This window comes from Oleiphilus sp. HI0067, assembly GCF_001635735.1.
In genome coordinates this window covers 33,901-54,630 of the sequence record NZ_LWFI01001255.1, presented here as the reverse complement: position 1 = coordinate 54,630, position 20,730 = coordinate 33,901, and the positions used below count along the sequence as shown (strand labels likewise).

At 42.2% G+C, this 20,730-nt stretch carries 9 protein-coding genes; 3 read left to right on the top strand and 6 right to left on the bottom strand.

Annotation, left to right across the window (positions count from 1 at the left end; genetic code table 11):
- The first annotated feature begins 20 nt into the window (after nt 1-20).
- Nucleotides 21-10,067 (top strand): hypothetical protein, encoded by a 10,047-nt coding sequence (locus tag A3739_RS19270; RefSeq protein ID WP_068502439.1) that lies wholly within the window; start codon nt 21-23, stop codon nt 10,065-10,067.
- Nucleotides 10,068-10,101: 34 nt separating this feature from the next.
- Here the strand turns inward: A3739_RS19270 and A3739_RS19265 are convergent, their stop codons facing one another.
- The 4 genes from A3739_RS19265 to dusA all read right to left on the bottom strand — a co-directional run bounded on the left by A3739_RS19265 (nt 10,102) and on the right by dusA (nt 13,281).
- Complete coding sequence (locus A3739_RS19265; protein WP_068478359.1) at nt 10,102-10,818, bottom strand: glycerophosphodiester phosphodiesterase; 717 nt, start codon at nt 10,816-10,818, stop codon at nt 10,102-10,104.
- The gene (locus tag A3739_RS19260) at nt 10,815-11,258 is read right to left on the bottom strand and encodes a TerB family tellurite resistance protein (RefSeq protein ID WP_068478361.1); all 444 of its coding nucleotides are present in this window, start codon (nt 11,256-11,258) and stop codon (nt 10,815-10,817) included. Before A3739_RS19260 ends, A3739_RS19265 begins: the two co-directional genes overlap by 4 nt.
- A gap of 7 nt (nt 11,259-11,265) precedes the next feature.
- Nucleotides 11,266-12,210 (bottom strand): transaldolase, encoded by a 945-nt coding sequence (gene tal / locus A3739_RS19255; RefSeq protein ID WP_068478362.1) that lies wholly within the window; start codon nt 12,208-12,210, stop codon nt 11,266-11,268.
- A gap of 99 nt (nt 12,211-12,309) precedes the next feature.
- The gene (gene dusA, locus A3739_RS19250; RefSeq protein ID WP_068478365.1) at nt 12,310-13,281 is read right to left on the bottom strand and encodes a tRNA dihydrouridine(20/20a) synthase DusA; all 972 of its coding nucleotides are present in this window, start codon (nt 13,279-13,281) and stop codon (nt 12,310-12,312) included.
- Between the two features lie 160 nt (nt 13,282-13,441).
- On the opposite strand from dusA, the gene A3739_RS19245 reads away from it, so the two are divergent.
- Nucleotides 13,442-15,535 carry an FG-GAP repeat protein gene (locus A3739_RS19245; protein ID WP_068478367.1) on the top strand — a complete coding sequence of 698 codons (2,094 nt, stop codon included), beginning with the start codon at nt 13,442-13,444 and terminating at the stop codon, nt 15,533-15,535.
- Between the two features lie 16 nt (nt 15,536-15,551).
- Here the strand turns inward: A3739_RS19245 and fabR are convergent, their stop codons facing one another.
- Nucleotides 15,552-16,148 (bottom strand): HTH-type transcriptional repressor FabR, encoded by a 597-nt coding sequence (gene fabR, locus A3739_RS19240; RefSeq protein ID WP_068478369.1) that lies wholly within the window; start codon nt 16,146-16,148, stop codon nt 15,552-15,554.
- A gap of 18 nt (nt 16,149-16,166) precedes the next feature.
- Complete coding sequence (locus A3739_RS19235; protein ID WP_068478371.1) at nt 16,167-16,643, bottom strand: MaoC/PaaZ C-terminal domain-containing protein; 477 nt, start codon at nt 16,641-16,643, stop codon at nt 16,167-16,169.
- A gap of 110 nt (nt 16,644-16,753) precedes the next feature.
- On the opposite strand from A3739_RS19235, the gene hrpA reads away from it, so the two are divergent.
- Nucleotides 16,754-20,674, top strand: coding sequence for an ATP-dependent RNA helicase HrpA (gene hrpA / locus A3739_RS19230; protein WP_068502436.1), 3,921 nt, complete (start codon nt 16,754-16,756; stop codon nt 20,672-20,674).
- Nucleotides 20,675-20,730: the final 56 nt, after the last annotated feature.

The window sequence follows — 20,730 nt, the reverse complement described above, 5'->3', positions numbered from 1 at the left end:
TTAATGCGATTGAATTGTCAGTGCTTTCTAAGACTGATGTCGCTAAGCGGATTGATGACCTGTTTGATGAGGCGGAAGAAAATAACTGGTTTCGTACAGATCTCGTAGCGCAGCGTAATTTGGTTCAACTAGAGCTTAAGGTTGATGATTCTGATGATATTTTTGAGTTAGATCGCATCGTTTTTCAAGCGTATCAAAATGAAGGTAATGAAGATCTTAAAGCAGCATTGCTAACTTTGAGCAATGATGTTGTTACGCCACTTGATGCAGTTGACTTAATTAAGCAAAAAGATGCTTTGTATAATTGGCGCCTTAACGAACTGTTAACGAGTCACGCAACTTCAAATGCTGTCGTAACACAATTCATATCAGATTATCAGTCTCGATACCCTTCAGCGATTCAGGAAGCATTTGTTAGTCCTGAACTAAATCCAGGTAACGGTCGTCCCGTCAACTGGGTTGTAGAAGAGGTGTCTAATTCTCAAGGTCAAGTCTCTGCAGTGGAATTTGAGGATTTTGATGGCTTGATTTATTTAGAAGCAGATTTGGCTGATGCAATCGATCTCACATCTGGTGCTTCTTCTATTACGAACACGCTTACAGCGCTTGTAAGTACCGCTTCTATACGGGGTGCGGGTGACAATTCTAAAGAAGATGTCGCTGCAAAATATTATTTGAATGACGAACTACTTCGCTTCCCCGATGGGACGATCATCCCAAGTAATACGGATGATAGGTTAAGTGAAGAAGAGGTTATACGATATGATCGGGCAATATTGATTTCACCAACTCGATCGGTAAGCGTCCTATCCCACGTTTCTCTCAATGCCTCCATATCTAGCGTACGTGGCGATGATAGTTGGATTTCAACCATTAGATTTGGACAAGGGAATTCTGATACTCATGCTCTGTTTGAACCCGTGAGTATCTATGATCCAGTTCAGAATTATTCTGAAATTGTTTCAACTAGTTTTTCAGCGGCATCTTCTAATTTTGATTCAGATCTTTTGAGTCAATCTATGATGTTTAATCGAGAGAGCTTTCTAGAACTTGATACTCAGAGTACCGTTGTCGAGTCTCGCTATATCAACGAATATCTTGGTTCGTTTGCTTGGGATTTGTCATCGAAAAATGGAATTACATTCGATGCCGCATTAGATGCATTGGCCGAGGATATTGTGGACCGAGAAATAGACGGGAAGTTTTTTTCTATGCCCACTATTTCTGATTGGAGTTCTGTAAAAAGCAACTTGCAAAGAGGGCCTTCTCAGTTCAACCTTATTGGCACTAACAAACCCATCTCGTCGCTAGTATCGATAATGCGAGATGAACTAAATCTTTTGCTGCCTCAAGCAGATTTAAAAGATCTTGATGTTTTCCCAACTGATTTTGTTTTCGGTATTCCAGTTATTGGCATAGACAGTGACGGAGATGGTGTTCTCGATAATTCGGATGCGTTTCCTTTTGATCCAAATAAAACTGAGGAAGAGCTGCCAACTAACTATCCGGGGTTAACATCTTCGAATTTCGATGACCCGATTGACTTGGTTGCTAAACTCACGGGAGAGATTGATTTTCAAGTCGTCCTTGAAGTTACCCAAGGACAATGTTCAGCCAACAATTGCCTAGGAATAGGTGACGCGGCAACTGAAATAATTGACAGTTGGTTAGTCATTGATAAACCGCTTGGGGCAGAAGTAGTTTTAGCTGAGCGAAATGACAGTACACAAACTGGGGTTCAATTTTCAGGGTCGATTCCAGGAACTTATAAGTTACTTGGCTTGTTCACTACAAATGAATCGCCTACTCGCTCATATGAAGCGCAATTGAACATTGTTGTTCCTGATTTTTCACAATATACATATCGGGTGACGCCCAATCCTCCTGATTTAGGTCAACGGCTCAATGTAGAAATTGAAGCGGATGCGTTGTTGTGTGAAGCATACTCAGTTTGCTCAAATCCAAATGGTGGCGAGTATATTAGTATCGGTAGCTTAGATGGTGATATTTATGCTTCTTGGAATGATGCTGATGGTCAAGGGCTTGAAGATATTGATATTAACAATAATGAGTTTTCAGCCGTTGATTACGGTTCAAATTATTCATTATTTATATACTTGAGTGGCTCAAGTGTTAATGTAAAAGTCGCAGATTACGATGCGGGGCTTGATCTTGATGATGATGGAGACGGTGTTCTTAATCGATTTGATGCGGTACCAGGCGATGCAGCATGTAGTTCGCTCGATGATAGTTTTAACCTTTCAGATCTGATTCAGCCAAACTCTTTAGATTTTCAGTCGGCAAATACGTTACCTACTGGAGAATTACGTTATTGCCGTAGTACTTACTTAGCGGCGAAAGGCGTTACAACTCCTACTTTTACGTTTCCTGATAGTGGAATCAATATTTATTTCGACGACTCTCTCGATCTATTGTTTTTCGAAGGAAATAAGAACGAAACATTAGTACTTCCCTCAAACAAGAACAGTATTGATAAAGCTACGGACTATACTCCTGTCTCAGTAATTGAGGACTCGGCTAATCAAGTTGCTTATATTGTTTACAAAACGGGACAAATTGACCGGTTTAGCTATAGAGACGGCTCGTTTACGCTTTTTTCAAATGCTCGATTTGGTTATTCAGCGTTTAATGATCCAAATGTCTCAAGAGTTGTTGATGGGTATGTATTTGTAGCCCTAGAAGCCCAGGTTAGTGGGTTTGATGATTTCGTTCTAATCCTTGATGAGGATGGACAGGACGCGCCTATTAATTTTGGTAGGAAATATTTGAGTGCCGGTCAACAAGTTTCTTTGCATTTCGGGAATGAGGACGTTGCAGCTTTTCCTAGTTTGAGAGCTGAATGGCTTGTAAATCGACGAGAGAAGGTCGTGGGTACATCTGACTATCACGTATCTACTTTGGGTTCTTTGCGAGTATCTAATCAGACTAGAGTATTGAGCGAAGGGCAGCTTCAGCTCAAAGACATTCTTAGTGTCTCGATTGTTGATGTAGCGGGTAATGACTTTGTAACGATACCAATTACTTTAAGCGTGCCTGTGCTAAACATTCCAAATCTTGTATTGCTAGACAGATTCCCGAGTGGCGGGGATGCAATCATACTAGATTATGAAGAGGAACTTGATCTTCTTTCTGATGGCTTGCAAGTGTCTTGGTCGATTAATGATGCTTCGGTAGATTATCTCAAGCCTTACTCTAGCTCACTGGCCGCGCCATATATGCTTCCTCAGGGCATAATCTCTGAAGGAGATATCGTCGAAGCAGATATTTCATTTACATTAATTGATGACCTTGATCCTAATAAAACGATTGAGCTCGATCTAAAGAGTATTTTGACCGTTGCGATCGGAGATCCGGCTACTATTGTTCCTTCAGTTACTAATGTTCTAGTGTCTGAAGATAATGTACGGGCAGAACTAGATTATTCTTCAGAGGCTAATAATCAATATTATGAGCTCTACTTTACTCCGAGATGGTATGTAGATGGCAAGCTTCTAGTTGATATCAATAACAATCCTTTATCGACTTTTACGATTGATACAGACGTCGCATTTGGACAAACATTAAGTGCTGGTTATGAGTTTTCAATAGGCGATACGTCTGGGTTTACTTCAACTGTAGTAGCGGGAGAGCCTGTTGTTAGCCTTGCCACGACTTTTGAATTTGACCAAGACTTTATAAATGTAGGGGAAACCTTATCGGTTGACGATATTTTCAAGAGTCGAGTGTATGAGAGCTTTATCCCTGTATGGTCAGTCAACAGCCTAGTAATTGAAGGATTTAATGAAACTTCATTCAGCACGAGCAACTTGGAAGTTGGCGATTCTGTCAATCTTAATATCCATGAGATAGATCCAACCAAGCCTAATAATGTTGGGGATAATGCAATTGCTGGAGTTGGTGAAATCGTAATTGGTTATGGTTTTGATCCATCTACAGATCAAGATTTCGATAGTGACGGCATAAAGAATTCGCAAGATTACTTTATCTATGATCCTGCTTGTAGTGCACGCAATCAGGGGAATCCAGATGATTTCGATGGAGATGGAATTCCTAACATAGATGAATTAAATATCGATCTTGCCACACCATCAAATAGCAAAGTTATATCTCACATACGATTGTCCGATAGCGACGGCGATGGTTTATCAGACTCAGATGAATTACTTGCAGGTACGGATCCTCTAAACCCAGATACCGATAATGATAGTAATTCTGACTACTATGAGGTGAAACTTCGTAACTCAGACCCTCTCGATGACACCGATTTTGTGGATCTAAATGATGATCTTGATCAAGACGGGCTGCTAGACGTTGCGGAGTATGCTGCGGGAACAAGTTTAAAGCGAGTCGATAGTGATGGGGATGGTTTGCCTGATGGCTATGAGGTAAATGTTAGTTTGACTGATCCGTTGAGCAAGGATAGTGATGCAGATGGTTTGTCAGACGGTGCAGAAGAGCTTATAACAAATACGAATCCAAATCTTGTCGATTCCGATAGTGACGGTTTGGGAGATGGCTTTGAAGTCGCAAATGATTACAACCCTCATGATACTGACACACGCAATAATGGTGTTCAGGATGATATGGAACTTAGCGATGCTCCCGTTTCAGACCTTATTGAGATCGGTGATTTAGCCAACTACCGTTATGCAGAAGACTATAACCCTGTCCCAGCTGGGACATGCTATGCAAGTTGGCTTTATCAAAAACAGCCGACTTTGAGTGCGGCTTCTACGAACGATCAAGACGTAGGTTCTCCGACAAAAGTCGCTTTGGCTGGAGGGGATCTTGAACAGTTATATCTCATGGATGGAGTGACTGGTCTTTATCTTACACCGATTATCGCTAATCAATTAGTTGACGCAGTGAGTGCGTTGACGTTTGCCTCTGGCGCTTCATCTAGCGAAACCTTATTTGTAGGTTCTTCAAATGGGGTCGTTCGTGAATTTGATACAAGTGTTGATCCTGCGGTATTCGCGCAATTTTTTGATACTACAACCTCAGATCCAGTTAGTGCGATTTGGGATCAAGGTACTTATTTGATCGTTGAAACGACGAACTCAATGGGTAACTTGTCTCAAACGATTTTTAACAAAGGGTCTCGTGCCATTGAATCGTTGACGGCTACTCAAGTAAGTGTCAAACATGCTGTGTGGGACGATAAAAATACACGTCAAGCTTTGTGGGCACTAGAAGACTTAAACGATACTTTCGTGAGCTTTGACTATAGCGGATTGCCAACAGTAATTGAGTCGTCTAATTTGAATAGTTCAGACTTGGTATTGAATGGACCGTTATATATAGATAATGCCTTATCGACCAGACGTTTGCGTTTTGCGTCCGGTCATAGTTATTTGCCTGACGCAACGACCCCTGATTTCGAATCAGCGAATGCTGATTTAGATAGAGCATTCGTATTAGCTGCTCAAAGAGATACTTCAGATAGACACACTACAACACTCGGGATTGATGGAAAATTAACGATTCAGCTATACCCGAATGCAGCAAATGATAGCGAGTATTGGAGATATGCAAGATCTGGTTATGGTACTCAGGCCTTAGCATTATTTAATGCTCAGGAAGATGTTGTGTTGCTTCGTCAGGTTGAAAATAGCGCATCCCCTTCTTTAGGTTATTTGCAGTACCTGCGTGAAGAAGTTGGTGATTCTGATAGTGATGGCTTGCCAGGTTGGTACGAACATTACTCAAATTCTGACGACAATCTAAGCTCTGATAAAGATCAGTTATTAGGTGGAGTATCGCGATTAGATCGTTTTGATAATTTTGATGATATTTCTGATTTCCTCGTGGATTCCGACGGTGATGGCTTGAGCAATGGTGAAGAGTCGGGCGGTGATGAGTATAAAAACGACAGTAATAATGACGGACTGAATGACAATGTCGGCGCTGGAATTATAGGCTCCAATGATGATGACAATGACGGCTTAGCGAATTTCGAAGAAATTAATATATATGGCACGGATCATAACTTAGCCGATACAGATAGTGATGGCGTAAGTGATTATTTTGAAATTTTTGTGTTATTCACTGATCCCACAAATCCAACATCTAAAGACTTCGATTTAGATAGTGTGTTAGATAACGATGGTTCAAGCGATTATGACGCAGATGGCCGCACTAACGCTGAAGAGGAAACTGAAAATACTGATCCTTATAACTGGGATACTGATGGCGATGGTTTGACTGATGGAGAAGAGTTTGCATTAGGCACGAATCCTTTATCAGCAGACTCGGATGGTGATGGTCTGAGTGACTTCGTTGAATCTAAGGTGGCGGGTCTTAATCCTAATGATGGTAGCGATGTAAACAATACAGATGCTGATTCTGACGGTTTGAAAGACTGGGAGGAAGCAATATATGGCACAGATCCTAGCGATCCCGATAGCGATAATGATGGGATTAACGATGGAGATGAAGTTCGACCTACGCCAGTTACAGGTGAACCGTATTACACGACAAATCCATTATTAGATGATACAGATGGCGACGGACTAACTGACAAAGAAGAGCGAGACGGAATTACGCATACCCCACAACAGCAAGTCGAGTGTAATAGCAATACTACTCTAACTTCAATCAAAACGCGTGGCGATTTGGCTGATACCGATGGCGATGGCCTGAGCGATTATTTTGAGTTTGGTCTCGATGCGCAAGCTATCGTGCGAGGATTTTTCTCAGATCCTACTAAAACAGACTCAGACGGAGATGGATTGACTGACCTAGAAGAGTGGGAATTTGAGTACACATACTCTAATGATGATTTGTTAGAGCTTGGATTTGATTTAACTAACCCACCAAATGGATTTATGGATCCATTAAAGTGTGATTCTGATGGTGACGATTTATCTGATTTAGAAGAATTTGGTTTGAACACCAACCCTGGTTTCGAAGATACAGATAATGATTTGCTAGAGGATGGAAAAGAAGTTCAGCTTGGTTTGCAACCATTTAGCCGTGATAGCGACGGTGATGGTCTGCGTGATGGTTATGAGGTGTACCTCACACTGACTGATCCTAAGTCAATCGATAGTGATTTGAATAATGTTTCTGACGCAATGGAAGACTTTGATCAGGATGGAATATCTAATTTTGACGAGTTAGAGGTCGTGTTCTCGCTTCCTAGAGATTCAGATACTGGTGGGCTGATCAATGATAACGGCAAACTTATTAGTTCATTTTTAACTTCTGATGGAGCGAAAACTAGAGTTTGGATACAAGACTTATCAACGATAGTCTCAAATGGCAGTGTTGATGGAGCGGGCAATATATTAAATGCTGATAGTTCTATTGCATTTGCTGACCAATATGAATTTTTAACCACGTCAAATAGTGTTAGTGATGCCAATGAGGATGCAGATCTCGATGGTTTAACGAATATTGAAGAATTGGTATTGGGCACGAACCCTTGGATGAAAGACTCTGACAATGATGGTTTGACTGATTTTGACGAAGTAAGGGGTGACCCGAACAATGTTACTTGTGTTCAAGATGGTTTGGTTGGCTTCGTCGCTTGTACTAGTAATCCCTTAGAGGAAGATACGGATGGTGATGGTCTAAGTGATGGCGAAGAGAGTGTAGGGGACGTTAATGGCAACAAAACTAATCCAAATCTCAAAGATACGGATGGCGATGGAATCGATGATGGTGCGGAAGTTGTAGCCGGTACGAACCCGACTTTAAAAGATACTGATTTTGATTTTCTGAATGATGACGTTGATTCAAATCCTCTAAATATCGATGGGGATAGCGATGGAATTCCTGATTTTGTTGAGGTCATTTTAGGAATAGATCCAGGCAATGATGATTCTGATGGCGATACAATTACTGACGGAAACGAGGTGTGGGTTTTTGGCTATAAATCTGACGACACGCTGTTCTATTTCGGAGACGATTTGAATAGTGATAATGTGCCAGATGAGGTCCTGAATAGCAGATACCTATCTCCAGGATGGATTCCTTCTCCAAGAACTGATTTCCACAACCCACCATTTAGAGAAGTGATCACTGACTTTGCCGGTCTAACGATTCCTGGCCTAGATAGGCTTTATGTTTGGTATGTGTCGGACCCTCGCTCAGAAGATGGTGACGGTGATGGTATTTTTGATATCGAAGAGTTGTTGGTTATTGAAAATGATGTAGCGCCGATTAACTTTGATGCTCCTGTCGATTTAACCGAAACGGATATGTCGCTACCTCAATCATTTGAGAAAATGAGAACGGAAAATCGCTTTACGCATAGCAACCCATTAAGCGTGGATTCAGACAACGATGGAATTCTCGATGCGAACGAAGATTATGATAATGATTACGCTAGTAATCTGAGAGAACATAATCTCACGGACTCTAGTTCGATTGTCGCAAATTCTGATACAGATAGTTTATTGGATGGTGTAGAGATTAACATCCTTATGACTCAGACGAATAAGGCGGATACGGATAGTGATGGTGTTAATGATGATGCGGAGCTTACCGTGTCTTTCGTCGATCCAGATGCGGCGACAGAATTTACTAACCCGCGTTTAGAAACGGGCCCAGGAAAGTGCTCGTCTCTTGAAGTAGAACATAGTGTAAATGGCGCAACCTATTGTTTTACAGTTGGGTATAAATCAATGCCTACGATTGCTGATAGTGACAATGATGGTGCTAACGATAATAGTGACGGATATCCTCTAGACAACGCTTGTTCGACCTTGACGAATGGTTTTCAAAGAGCTGATCGCATGCGCTGCTACGCTAGCTGGATGGCAGAGCAATCTGAAATAGGGAAGGTTGCATTCATCGATAATGCCTCTTATGAGCAATTTGCGTTTTACGCATCGAGTTGGGATTCCCTGATTCGTTATGATTATGTAACCGGCAATTACATTAGCCATATTGATGTATCTTCTTTGCCGGTTGACTTCGTAACTTATGAGTCGGCTCAAGACAAGCTACTTCTTGTCGGAACAAATGGGTCATTGCGTTCAGTTGACCTTGGGTCACCTTCAACCGTCAATACTTTGCCTTCGCTAAGTGTTGCGAATGGTTCGATCTTTGGCTTGCTGTCAGTTGACGACCATTTTGTTGTACAAGAAAGTGATGGACTCAGCGCTAAACTTGCAATGTACGATTTAAACGGGGGCTTTGTTGGACGAGTTGATTTGGATAATGCCCAATTACGAAATGCAGTATGGGTGGCTGGACAAGGCGTTTATATACCGATTGGCTCAGATACTATCGAAGATGTAGCTTTGGTGACTGTGGATACATCTGGTACTCCATCGATTGGTAATACAATTTCATTTGCTAATGCCGGTTGGGCCGGTTTACCAGAAAGTAAATTGAGTGTTGGTCTGGTATCAAAGGTAGGGGAGCCTGCTGCTTCTCGTGTCATCGTACCGAGCGGGTTTGCGTTGAGTCTAGACTTATCTGAAATATTGGCGTTGAGTCAAACGGAGTTGAGTCGTCATCTCAGACCATCTATGTATGAAATGCTTGTTCAGCAATCCACTATTGCTGGTCGCACCGAAGAAATATATACGGTTTCCTCTTATTTAGATAATTCAGGACTTGATGTCGCACCGAGTAACTTTATGCAAAATAGTGTGCAGATTCATGTTAACTCTCTAGCTACAGCCGGTCCGCCAGATAATCCAGCGGTCGAAAATGCATTTAATTTCGCTGCGACACGTCAAGATGAGGGTGTCTGGGGGTTAGCTCCGATTGGTTCAGAGATTGTTCAAGTTAAAGAGTCAAATGGCGTGATCAAGGTTCAGGGAGTTGGCTTGTTTGACGGTGCTGATGCTGACCAAATTCCTTGCTTCTATGAACGTCGTTATGATTTAGTGAATGATGCTAGTTGTGGTGTTCCAACCGTCAATTTAGGGACTGGACGCTTTGGTGACGCTGATAACGACAGATTAGTTAACCTAGAAGAGTACGATAATCTTACGGATCCTCGAAGTTCAGATACAGATGCAGATGGTTGGGGTGATTTGGATGAAGTGCTTGAGGGTACTAATCCTTTAGATCCGGCAGATTTTTAAATAAGACAAGATCGCTAACGCGAAACCTTTAGGTTTAGTTGTTAGCGATCGCCGTTGACGGGATGTCAGTAATAACGCTGTTAACGCCCATTAATCGCAGCTGATCAATACGCTGTAAATCATTCACCGTCCATACTGAGATCTCTTTTCCTGCTGATAGTATGTCTTTGGTAACGGTTTGATTACAGAACTTATCGTTAAGAGCAATGAGCTCTAGATCTAAATTTTTAGCAGTTTGCAGGGCTGTGTTTCCATTAAAATCGGCAACTAAACCGCGCCGAATTTTTCTATCGATCCGATGTATTTTATTTAGAAAATACGGGCTAGATGATGTAACGCTTACTCTCCCTAATTTAAGATTATTTGTTCTGAGGTATCGTGCAAGCTTGTAGGCGAGGATATCCATTCTTTGTCTACTCGTAGGTTTTATCTCGAATTGCCAGTCCCAAGTTTCAGGGACGGCATCGACAACTTGTTTTAAGGTTGGAATGAAGCACGATGTTGAGCATAAATGATCTGCTTTAGCGTTTAGCGTCTGAAGTTTCAATGATGGAATGTCGTGTATATTTCCCCGGTATCCCGTCGTTCTGTTCGTCGTAACGTCATGAAATACCATTAGTTCATGGTCGGAAGATAGCCTGACGTCGAGCTCAAAAGCGAAGCATCCATTTTGTTGGGCGTGAACAAAGCTAGGCACTGTATTTTCAGGAAGTTCTGCGCGTGCGCCCCGATGTCCAATGATATACGTCATGGTTTTGCTACATGCTTTGCTTCTGTGAACCTAGCGTGATCAAGATAAACGAGTTCGGCCACTCGGCGAATAATGTGCTCTTCGTATTTGTCTATTGATCCATCAGCATAAGCTATTTTCCATAAGCCAACGATGAGAGCGAATTTGTCTTTCTCTTGCAGATGCTCGTGAATGGTTGAGGTAAATTGGTGCAAAGAAGTTGAGTCATGCGCTGATTGCTCAGCATCTTTGATGATATCTGAAATGGTTGCATCGTCTAGGCTAAAAAGTTCTTTGCCAAGCTCTTTGATTGTGATTCGTTCATTTTCATCAAAGTCATTGTCGATATTAGCGATGATACACATTAGGCTAAAACAGCATAGCTCTATGGAGCTTTGCTTAACTTCAGGATTCGTTTGTGTAGCGAGTTCAGTAAAAAAAGCTTTTAGCTTTGATATCATCTAGTGCTCACCCTTTGAGTATTTGTTCGAGCTTCAGCTGATCAACAGCGAAATTTCTAATGCCCTCGGCAAGCTTTTCTGTTGCCATAGCGCTGGCGTTCAACCCCCAGCGGAATTGTGATTCTGAATAAGGAGTCGTGGTCGTTTCTGTTGATTTAGTAAACAACTTTTGTTCCAGTGGGGCTGTATCGTTTGATAACTCTTCTAATAATTGCGGGCTAATAGTAAGCCTATCGCAGCCCGCAAGTTGCTCAATTTCCCCAGTATTTCTAAAGCTGGCACCCATGACAATAGTATCGTACCCGTTGCTCTTGTAGTGATTGAATATTTCTTTTACTGATAAAACGCCTGGGTCTTCGCAAGGCTCGTATGTCTGTTTATCTGTGTTCGATTTGTACCAATCTAGTATTCGACCAACAAAAGGAGAGATTAAATATGCACCAACGTCCGCTGCAGCTTGCGCTTGAGAGAAATCAAATAAAAGTGTTAAATTGCAGTTAATTCCTTGTTTCTCAAGAGCTTTTGCCGCTTGAATACCCTCCCAAGTTGAAGCTAATTTAATGAGAACTCGCTCCTTTGGGATGCCGGTATCTTCATACATTCCAATAATTCTTAGTGCACGTGCAACCGATTTTTCGGTATCGAAAGAAAGTCGAGCGTCTACTTCAGTACTAATTCTTCCTGGGATATGTCCTAATATTTCTTTGCCAATAGAAACCGCCAGATGATCACAAGCTAAATCTAGTTGGTCTTGACTTGATGCTCCATTTTCAAGGCCGTGACTCTTAGCATTATTCAATAGCTCAGAGTATTCAGTAAGTGAAGCTGCCTTAAGCAATAGCGAAGGGTTGGTTGTTGCATCTTGAGGCTTCCATTGTTTAATTGCTTGTAAATCACCTGTGTCGGCCACAACAACAGTCATCTTTCTTAATTGGTCTAACTTGTTCGACATAATGAAACTCAATGAGTAATGGGATATAGGTAAACGTAAACTAATGCTCTAGATAAAAAACCGATTTGCTTCACACTAAGAGTCATTGAATGCAAATTGTTATTCAACGTAAGACAATGCTTTTTCTAGGACCTCAATGTCTGCACCTAGCTTGTGCGCCTCTTCGCTTATATGCCTTCGAAATTGTTTGCCACCCGGTTGTGCGTGGTATAGGCCTAAAATATGGCGGGTAATGTAGCTAAGTTTCTGACCATGTCCTAGCTGTTGCTCAATGTAGGGGTACATCTGCTCAATAACTTCATGTCTTTTTAAAACCTTGGATGGAGTGTTGTATAACCGTTGATCCACTTCCGAAAGTAGCCACGGGTTATGGTAAGCCTCTCGACCAAGCATGACGCCATCTACATTTTTAAGATGATTTTCTGCTTCATCAAGGTTTTTAATTCCTCCGTTTATAATGATTTCTAGGTCTGGAAAATGTTGTTTTAAACGATATACCCAATCATATTTGAGGGGAGGGATCTCTCTATTTTCTTTCGGGCTTAGACCATCCAAAATTGCAATTCTGGCGTGAACGATGAATGTAGAGCATCCGGTTTCTGCGACAGTGCCGACAAAATCACTCAAAAACTCTTCGCTATCGAAGTCGTCTATACCGATACGATGTTTGATTGTTACAGGAATGTCGCATGATTCTCGCATTGCAGAGATACAACTAGCAACGAGGTCTTTATGCCCCATTAAACAAGCGCCAATCATATTATTTTGCACTCGATCACTTGGACAGCCTACGTTAAGGTTGACTTCGTCATAAGCACGCGTCTTAGCTATTTTGGTACATTTGGCAAGATCTTTAGGGTCGCTGCCTCCAAGCTGAAGAGCAATAGGATGCTCTTCTTCGTTGTACTCAAGGTGCCGATCTTCATCTCCATATATAATGGCGCCAGTCGTGACCATTTCTGTGTACAACAGCGAGCGCTTCGTTAGTAAACGAGCAAAGTAGCGCTGATGTTTATCAGTCCAGTCCATCATAGGAGCAATCGAAAAGGTGCGATCAAGTTGCTTGGTCATAGTCCACTTAAATGAATTGATAGATGTATTGAATAATCTTTTGCGGTAACCCGCATATTGTACATGATCTAGAAATATAAAGACTTGTCTTAAAAACTGTGTACGGACTCTCTAACAATAATTCAAACATCGATATAATCTTGGGCTCAAAGAATTATAGTTGGAAATTGTTTTGTCTCTTCGTGCACTCGTTTCTTCATTAGTCTGTATTGTTTTTATCTCTGCGTGCTCTCGTACCTATGACGTTGATGCAAACCCGGTTCTGGTTTCTCCTGACGAACCAGATTGTTCGATTGCTCCATTAGCAAGCCCCGTTGTCAACGAGATTAAGTTAGTGTCCAAGGGAGCAGATTTACTAGAAGCCCAGGTGCTATACAAAGCGCAAAGCTTGGTTGCATCAAGTCTTTCAGAAACCTTGTTTTTAGAACCAGCTAGCAATTTGTTTTTTGTTTACCTCGATGTGCTTGATGCCGAGGAAGATGTTTCGTTAGCTGACGGATCGATTGCTGAAGTAGCAAGTGTAACGGCGTTAATTGCTGACAATAACAATCAAACAGGTCCAGTTACGGTGGATAATCGATTAGAAGTACCTTTTGAAATAGTGTCTTCAACCTCGGAAATTGATGTGAATTTCGAGATTTCATATAGATTCGAAGAAACTCGTTCTGAATGCGAGTTCTTAGGAGTGGTCATAACGGATGAAGTGACTGACCCTGATGGCAATGTCGAAGAAATCAGTCGTGTCCTTAGAACTCTATCTGAGTCATTTGAAATAAACTTTACTATCGATCGTAGCCCTTATGAGAGCTCGATTGAGACATCTCAAGCAAACTCGAATTCTGATATTGAAGATAAAAAAGCAAGCTCGGTGTCCGGTACTGGATTGTTTTTAGCGGTCGGAGTACCGGGTAATGATGGCGGCGATACTAGTTTCGTTCCTGCATCTGATGCGGTATCTAATACAACTACTTTAAATAGTGGTGCTGTTCAGCTCTATCAGCGTGATTTAGAGAATGGTTCACTAGAGTTTTGTGGTTTGGTCAAAGCAAGTAATGCGCGAGAGAATGATGCATTTGGCTCGAATGTCCTTGTGCGAGGAGATTACTTGTATGTTTATGCTTCAGGGGAAGATTCCGACGGGGTTGGTGCATATTCTTTAGCTGCTGCAGGGTTAAACTTAAATTATTCTCAGTTCGATAGCGGAGCTGTCTATGTCTACGAAATTTCGAATTCATGCGTTGCGCAAGAGGTTGGTTATATTAAGAATCCAGACAATGCCTTGAATATTGTTGATCCTAAAACGGGTTTTGGTTCGGCATTAGCAGAGTTCAATGGCGAGTTGTTTGTAGGGGCTCCACAGCAGCGTGAAATTGGTGGTAGTGCTCGACAACTTGGTAAGGTCTATCAGTTTTTTAGAGAGTCAGGGAATACGTGGCGTGCACAAACCAATACTTACCAACATATATTTGAGCATTCTGGACAGGCTTTCGGTGCGTCTTTGGCGGTAAATGATCGATTCCTATTAGTAGGTGTACCAAATGATGCAGCTTCACCGAGTGATTTAGCTTTATCTAATGGTAGAGCGAGTGATTTGCAAGATCTTATTGATAACCCGGTTGCTGCAACCCTAGTTAATTCAGGATCTGCGTTATTGTTTAACAAGGCGTCATTAAATGGCACGCCAGTCGTTAAAGACTATCTTAAGCCGAGCTTTAATGATCAGGGTGATCGATTCGGTTCAAGTGTTGCTTTGGCGGGTACTACTTTATTTGTGGGAGCTCCGTTAGAAGATAGCAACTCCTCGGTTATTAATACCGGAGAAAATCAGAATAATGCGCCGGTTGGCGGAGGACCATTAGACGGTAATTATGGTGCGGTTTATCAGTATATGCTTGATGAGTTTGATGCTCTATCGATTAGCAATTACATCAAGGCTAAGCAACCCTTATCTGGGGCTAATTTCGGTGAGGTGATTGCTGCGGAAAATCGTTACTTGGTGATTGGTCAGCCGAGTGCCAGTTTCGAACTCAATAGCTCAACAATTCCTGCTCATGTAGAAATATATGATCATCAAAGTATTAGTGAAGCACCGGTATACCTGAGTGTATATGATGACGAACAAGCTTTAGGTGGTTCAGTATTGAATGCTCGAGTTAAGTCTCTTTCATTGTTCGCGGGTATGTTAGCAATAGGTTTGCCGGAGGCAACGATTGATGGAGACACAAATGCTGGTGCGTTTGCTATTTGGGATTAGCCTGAGTTATTGAAGGCTATATCTCTGTTTTCAACGCACCAAGCATGACGAGTTTGAGTTGGCTTATAGTGTTGTCTCTCAGAGCTCGTTTTTTAGCTTTATCTAAAAATGTAAACTTTGCTCCCATTGCAATAATAATCGCGATCATTGCTTCAGCTACATTTTGCGTGTCTATATTTCGTGTAGCGCGAGACTGAAGATAATCACATAGCTCGTTGACGAAATTATCTACTTCCAGACGAACAGCGCGCCTGAATTCATCGGAATAGCCCACTTGTTCTTGTAATAGAATACGAAAATGCATGGGATATTGTTCGAGAAACTCAATGAATGTATCGGTGGAAATATCAATTGCGCTGTCCGTATCATCGATACGTTGTCTTGTTTTTCTGAGCATCTGTCTCAGAAATAGACCAGCTTCCTCGACAAGAGCTAAACCAAGCTCTTCCATATCTGCGAAGTGTCTATAAAAGGAAGGAGCGGCGATACCTGCTTCGCGAGTAACTTCTCTTAGGCCAATGCTATCAAGGCTTCTTTGATTAGATAGAATTTTAAGCGCGGCATCTAAAATGGCTCTGCGTGTTCTAAGTTTTTGTTCTGCACGCGTCGTCATTAATAGTTACCTTCAGATTTATGTTGTTTCGATTTCGATTCTTGGCAGGTGTGGTTCTTGAAGCGAAACTTTGTCAGTAGGGGCTGCAATCAAAGAAGTGCCAGTAATAATCTCAATATTATCCTGATTTCTAACCGAGCAGTCCATCTCAACACGGTTGTGTGCTAGCTTCTCTTTAACAGTTAGCGTCACTGTTAGTGTGTCTCCGAGTCTAACAGCTTCGTTGAACTTTAAATTTTGCTCCAGATGTACTGTTCCGGGACCTGGAATAACAGTAGATAAAGCCGCAGAAATAAGAGAGCCTGCCCACATTCCATGGCCTATACGCTCTTTGTAAGTGGTTTTTTTTGCGTATTCCGCATCCAAAGTAACGGGGTTTACATCGCCAGAAGCAGCAGCAAATAAAACTAGCTCATCTTCCGTTAATGTTTTTGTGAATGTGGCATAATCCCCGACGTGTAGTTCATCGTAAGTAATGTTTTCGATAACCCGCATAATTGGCTTCCGCTATAACAAAGTCTATTCAAGTTAGAATAGGCCACAATCAAAGCGAATCAAACGTCATCGTGTAAGCGTCTGTATCTAAAGAAATTAAAGAGAACCTAGTGTCTGTTTCCGATCAAAACAATATTCAACAATATGATTTGTCTAAATGTTTATTGCGCGATGAGTATGCGATAAGGCGTAAACTGTCCCATGCGGCAAAACTCAATGACAGTGATCGCCAAAAACAGCTTCAGAGCTTGGATGAAAAGTACCAGAAATCATGTGATTTAGTTGAGTCGAGAAAGCAGACACCTGTCACTATTACATATCCTGAAAATTTGCCCGTCTCACAACAGGTTGACGAGATTAAGGATGCGCTTCAAATCGCTCAGGTTGTCGTTGTCGCTGGTGAAACAGGTTCCGGTAAAACGACTCAGCTTCCTAAAATTTGTTTGGAGTTAGGTTTAGCTAATCGTGGATTAATCGGTCATACCCAACCACGTCGTTTGGCCGCCAGAACCGTTGCTAATCGAATTAGTGATGAGCTCAATACAGAATTGGGCCACGCGGTTGGCTATCAGGTTAGATTTACTGATCAGTCCTCGGACCAGACCTTAGTCAAGGTCATCACGGATGGTATTTTACTTGCCGAAATTAAAAATGACCCGTTTTTAAACAAGTATCAAACGCTCATTATTGATGAAGCGCACGAACGTAGTCTGAATATCGATTTTATTTTGGGCTATTTAAAGACCATTTTGCGAAAGCGAAAAGACTTGAAGGTAGTGATTACCTCCGCGACGATAGATGTAGAGCGTTTCTCTCGCCATTTCGAAGATGCTCCTGTTATCTCAGTGGAGGGACGAACCTTTCCTGTAGACGTGAAATATCTCGATGGTGGGCGCGATAATGAAATGTCTTTACCTGAAATGGTTCAGCGCGCTGTAGAAACCTTGCAAGACGATGAAAAGGAGCGGGGGTGGCGCATTGGTGATGCACTTGTTTTCCTTCCTGGAGAACGCGAGATTCGGGAAGTAGCAAAACATCTGCGAGATATGGATTGGCGTGATACGGAAGTAACGCCGCTATACGCTCGCCTAAGTAACGAAGAGCAACAGAAGATATTTCGAAGCCACTCTGGTCGTCGTATTGTGCTTGCGACGAATGTTGCGGAAACATCGATTACCGTGCCAGGTATTCGCTACGTGATTGATAGCGGTTTAGCGCGAATGTCCCGCTATAGCGTTCGTTCAAAAATTCAAAGACTTCCAATTGAAGGAATTTCTCAGGCAAGCGCGAATCAACGTAAGGGGCGTTGTGGGCGTGTTGCAGAAGGCATATGTTATCGGCTTTATAGTGAAGACGACTTTAATTCCCGCCCCGAGTTTACTGATCCAGAGATTCTAAGAACAAACCTTGCTTCAGTTGTCTTGAAGATGTTGGATGTAGGTTTGGTTGACGTAAAGAAATTTCCGTTTTTGGACATGCCAGAATCGAAGCTTTGGAATGATGGTTTCAAGCTTTTATTTGAACTTGGTGCAGTCAACAAAACTAATAGAATTACTCGTTTAGGTAGAGAAATCGCAAAACTGCCAATCGACCCCAAACTCGCGCGCGTCTTGTATCAAGCAAAACAACAAAACTGTCTTGATGACGCCCTGATTGTTGTGAGTGGCTTGGCTATACTAGATCCTCGCGAACGCCCAGTTGAAAAACGTCAAGCTGCGGATCAAGCCCATGCTCAGTTTCGAGATAAGGACTCGGATTTTGCATCACTAGTACTTTTGTTTAAACATTACGAAGAGCAACGACAAGAACTTGGTTCGAGTGCACTAAAGCGCTATGCGCAAAAGAACTTTTTATCGTTTATGCGCATGCGAGAATGGCGTGAGATGCATCGTCAACTAGTCATTGCTTGTAAAGCTTGGCGTGAACAAACACCTGATGTTGAAGCATCAGACTCACCCGTGACAGACGATCAAAAATCCTTGAAGTATCAAGCGCTGCATGAATCGTTGCTTTCGGGATTTTTATCAAACATCGCGCGTCATGATGAAAAGCGTGATTATCTTGCCTGTCGTAACAAGAAGATTCAGATATATCCTGGGTCTGGTATCGCGAAATCCAAAGTCAAATGGTTAATGTCTGCGGAACTCGTTGAAACACAACAAGTGTTTGCGCGTATGAATGCGCGCATTGAAGCAGGTTGGGTTGAACCTCTTGCTTCGCACTTGATTAAGAAGTCTTGGAGCGAGCCGCATTATCAGCGCAAGCGCGGGCAAGTATTAGCGTATGAAAAAGTCACGTTATATGGACTTGAAATCGTTGCAAAACGGCTCGTTAATTTCAGCTCTGTGAATGAAGTTTTTGCGCGAGAAGTTTTTATTCGTAGCGCATTAGTGGAGGGTGAATATCGTGGGCGTGTAAAGGCGATCAAACTCAATCACGCTGCCTTGCAAGAGCTAGAAAAAATAGAAGATCGTACGCGAAGAAAGGACGTTGTCATTGATGATGAGGCGCTATATAGCTTGTACGATGGCCTACTGCCAAAACATGTTGTGAGCGATGCTGCGCTCGAAAAATGGTATCGCCAAGCAAGCGAGAATGACAAGCTCCGTCTTGTCTTTAGTGAAGAGCAACTTAAACTAGATAATGCCGCGAGCTTTGATGCTGGGATGTTTCCAGACACCCTAGAAAACAATGGTATCAAGTTTCCTTTAACATACTCCTTTAAACCAGGAGCTGCGGAGGATGGGATCAGTATTAACGTTCCAGCGCGCGCAGCAAGGCAGGTTACGGCCGCGCGCCTTGAGAAGTTAGTCCCTGGTTTACTTAAAGAAAAATGCACGCAGTTGATCAAGAATTTACCTCGAACACTGCGTAAACACTTTGTACCTGTTCCGGATACAGTTAATAAAATCTTTGAAAAAGTCGAATCCAGTACTGATCCCTTATTAGAAAGCTTGGCTGCGCAGCTAAAGTATCTAACAGGCGTTAATGTGCCTATTGAAGCGTGGAATGTTGATTTGCTCGATGATCATTTACGTTTGAATATCCGAGTGCTTGATGACAATGGAAAGTTAATTACTCAAGGAAGGGATCTCGTTAAAGTTGTAGAGAAAGCTGATGAGTACTTAAAGGATAAGCCAGATGCAGACGCTCAGGATTCAGTGCGCAATGAACAAGAGGTATTAGCGTGGGATTTCGATCTGCCAGAGTCTATTGAAGTTTCCCAAGCTGGTATCAGACTGAATGTATATCCTTGCTTGATCGATAAGAAAAAATACGTTCTTAAGACTAACGAGAATGATGAGCATAAAGCGCAAGAACAAAGCCGTTTGGGAATGGCGCGCCTTCTGTTTTACAAGTTAAGTGATCAAATCGCTTTGTTGCCCAAAGAGATCCCTAACTATAAACAAATGGGCTTGTATTACGCGCCAACCGGAAGAGCTGAGGCTTTGTACGATGACTTTGCTCTGTCTGCGATTGCACATCATTTTCGTTGCGATGAAATTCCAAGAAGTTCCGCCGAGTTTGAAGAACGCTGGCAGGCGGGTCGAGGAGACTTTGTCGTTGAGGCTAAAAAACATGCTCAGTTAGTGAATGAGATCCTCAAGGAATACCATGAATTGATGAAGCTATTAAAGGGAAAAATCAATTTTACGGTAGCCATGTCTGTCGCAGATTTAAAGTATCAAATACAGCACTTAGTATACGATGGATTCTTGTCGCAAACTGATTACAAGCAGCTAGAACATTATCCGCGTTACTTGAAGGCTTGCACATTGCGCTTCGAAAAGATGGGGCGTGAGCTAGCACTTGAGAGGAAAACATTGCCGTTGTTAAAAGACTGGTGGGAGCAATACCGAAGTCGCTTAGACGCACACAAAGCGCAAGGTATTTCTGACCCAGAGTTAACAAGATTTCGTTGGCTAATTGAAGAGCAGCGCGTATCATGGTTCGCCCAACAATTGGGCACGGCTGAGACCATCTCCGAAAAACGTATCAATAAACAATGGCAGTTGGTGCGACGAGTTTAACTCGGCGCTGAGAGGTGATTGATTTAAGTTGTTTATTGGTGTCTTCAAGACTAATG

What these genes read in the sequence shown, in the direction of transcription:
- A3739_RS19235 (WP_068478371.1), bottom strand. Translation starts at nt 16,643, where the DNA reads ATGCGGGTTATCGAAAACATTACTTACGATGAACTACACGTCGGGGAT.
- fabR (WP_068478369.1), bottom strand. Translation starts at nt 16,148, where the DNA reads ATGACGACGCGTGCAGAACAAAAACTTAGAACACGCAGAGCCATTTTA.
- A3739_RS19260 (WP_068478361.1), bottom strand. Translation starts at nt 11,258, where the DNA reads ATGATATCAAAGCTAAAAGCTTTTTTTACTGAACTCGCTACACAAACG.
- dusA (WP_068478365.1), bottom strand. Translation starts at nt 13,281, where the DNA reads ATGACCAAGCAACTTGATCGCACCTTTTCGATTGCTCCTATGATGGAC.
- A3739_RS19265 (WP_068478359.1), bottom strand. Translation starts at nt 10,818, where the DNA reads ATGACGTATATCATTGGACATCGGGGCGCACGCGCAGAACTTCCTGAA.
- tal (WP_068478362.1), bottom strand. Translation starts at nt 12,210, where the DNA reads ATGTCGAACAAGTTAGACCAATTAAGAAAGATGACTGTTGTTGTGGCC.